The organism is Amaricoccus solimangrovi, from assembly GCF_006385685.1.
GTDB classification, from domain to species: Bacteria; Pseudomonadota; Alphaproteobacteria; order Rhodobacterales; family Rhodobacteraceae; genus Amaricoccus; species Amaricoccus solimangrovi.
The window spans coordinates 1-2339 of record NZ_VFRP01000082.1 but is presented as its reverse complement, the minus strand read 5'-3'; the positions used below and the strand labels follow the sequence as shown (position 1 = coordinate 2339).

The following is a 2339-nucleotide window of genomic DNA, read 5'->3' as shown; positions in this document are numbered from 1 at the left end:
CGCGATGCCGCTCTCCCGCGCCACGGTGCTGCCGGCCGCGATCGCCCGGTTCCGCGAGCAGGGCCGGACCCTGCCGATCTCGGTCCGCGACGGTCCCTATGACGAGCTGCTCGGCGGGCTCCGGCGCGGCGAGATCGACTTCCTGATCGGCGCGCTGCGCGAGCCCGCGCCGATCGGCGACGTGGAGCAGCGCCTGCTGTTTCACGACAGCCTCGTGCTCGTCGCGGGGCGCGAGCATCCGCTCGTGGGCGCGGCGCGCCTCACCGCCGGGGATCTCGCGCGCTACCCCTGGGTCGTGGCGCGGGAGGGCACGCCGGCGCGGACGCAGTTCGACCGGCTCTTCGCCGGTGGTCCGGCGCCCGCGAGCATCGTGGAATCGGGCTCGGTGATGCTGATGCGCGAACTGCTCGCCACGAGCGACCACCTCGGCTGCGTCTCGCGGCTGCAGGCGCGGGGCGAGACCGACCGGGGGCTGATGACGGTGCTCCCGTTCGAGATGGCGGAGACCTCGCGGCCGATCGGCCTCACGCTCCGCGCGGGCTGGGTGCCGACCCGGGCGCAACGCCTGTTCCTCGGGATGCTCGCCACCTGAGCCCAGGCATATAGCCAGAACTTATCCTCTCGCACGCCGTTCTGAATGGCCCGGGCTTCCGCGCCGGTGCAGAAGAGGTCTCGGCGGTCCCGTGGTTCGGAACGGCGCGTGACCAAGAACAACAAGCGGAGGATCCAAGACATGTCCATCTTCAAGACGCTCGCCACCGCCGCCCTCGGGCTCGGCCTGATCGCGGGCGCCGCCTCGGCGGAGGAGCTGAAGTTCGCCAATTTCATGGCGCCGACCCATCCCTATGTCGCGGGCGTGTTCGAACCCTTCGCCACCAGGGTCGACGAGCTCACCAACGGCGACGTGACGGTCAGGCTCTACAACGGCGGCGAGCTCGGCGCCGGGCCGACCGACCAGTATTCCCGCGTCGTCGACGGCGTGACCGAGCTCGCGATCGGGCTGCCGGGCTATACCGCCTCGACCTTCCCGGTCACGTTGCTGACCGAACTGCCGGGCGTGATCACCGAGCAGGGCGGGACCGAGACGATCTGGAACCACATCGACCTGTTCCAGCCCGAGTTCCGCCGCGTGAAGCTGATCGGCCTCTGGTCCTCGGCGCCGAACCTGCTCTACATGCGTGACAAGGCGGTGCATGCGCCGGCCGACCTGAAGGGGCTCAACATCCGCGTGCCCTCGCGCACCACCGGCCTGCTCGTCGAGGCCTGGGGCGGCAATCCGGTGTCGATGCCGGTCTCCGAGATCTACAACGCGATGCAGACCGGCGTGATCGACGGCGCGATGATCGACGGCTCGGCGACCCATGCCTTCAAGCTCGGCGAGGTGGCGAATCACCTGACCACCGGGATGAACTCGACGATCTCGCCCTTCTTCATCGTGATGAACCGCGACGCCTTCGAAGGGCTCTCCGCCGAGGATCAGGCGGCGCTCGAGAAGGCGGGCCGCGAGGCTTCCGACCTCGGCCATCAGGTGCAGGTCAGCGAGGCGGCGAAGGGCGTCGAGGCCTTCGCCGCGATGCCGGGCAAGGAGGTGATCCGGCTCACCCCCGAGGAAGCCGCCGCCTTCGACGCGGTCGACGCGGGCGTGGCCGAGAAGGTGATCGCCGAGACCGGCGGCGACGCCGGGAGCGTCGTCGACACGCTGAAGGCGGACTGAGCGGATGACGCGCGCCACCACGCCGGCCTGGTCGAGACGTTTCGACCGGGCCACGCTCGCCCTCGCCTACGCGGCCGGGGCCGGGCTTCTCTTCATGGTCGCGACCATCGCCACGGCGGTGATCATGCGCTACGTCGCCGGGACGCCGCTCCTCGGCGTCAACGAGGTGGTGCAGCTGACCGCCGTCGCGGTCGCGATGCTGGCGCTGCCCTATTGCACCGACGAGCGCGCCCATGTCCGCGTCGACGTGCTCGACAATGCGATCGGGCCGCGCGGGCGCTGGTTCGGCGACGCGCTGTCGCGCCTGCTCTCGGGCGCCGTTCTCTCCGTGCTGGCCTGGCGGTCGGCGCTGAAGGCGCTCGACGCCTGGGAATACGCCGACACGACCAACATGCTCGGCCTGCCGATCTGGCCGTTCTACGCGCTGATCGCGCTCGGGATCGCGCTCTGCGTGCTGGTGCTGGCCGAGCAGCTGCTGCTGATCCTCGTCACCGGGAGGGAACTCGAATGAGCCCCGTCTCCGTCGGCCTCATCGGCATCGCCGGGCTCTTCGCGCTGATGATCCTGCGCACGCCCGTCGCCTTCGCCATGCTCGTCGTCGGCTTCCTCGGCCTCTGGGTGCTTG

At 70.3% G+C, this 2339-nt stretch carries 3 protein-coding genes; all 3 read left to right on the top strand.

Going from position 1 to position 2339, the window contains the following annotated elements:
* A partial coding sequence (locus tag FJM51_RS23220) for a LysR substrate-binding domain-containing protein (RefSeq protein WP_233713251.1) occupies positions 1-592 on the top strand: 592 nt, incomplete at its 5' end.
* Positions 593-733: 141 nt separating this feature from the next.
* Positions 734-1714 (top strand): TRAP transporter substrate-binding protein, encoded by a 981-nt coding sequence (locus FJM51_RS23215; protein WP_140456462.1) that lies wholly within the window; start codon positions 734-736, stop codon positions 1712-1714.
* Between the two features lie 4 nt (positions 1715-1718).
* On the top strand, positions 1719-2225 hold the full coding sequence (locus FJM51_RS23210; RefSeq protein ID WP_140456461.1) for a TRAP transporter small permease: 507 nt from the start codon (positions 1719-1721) through the stop codon (positions 2223-2225).
* Positions 2226-2339: the final 114 nt, after the last annotated feature.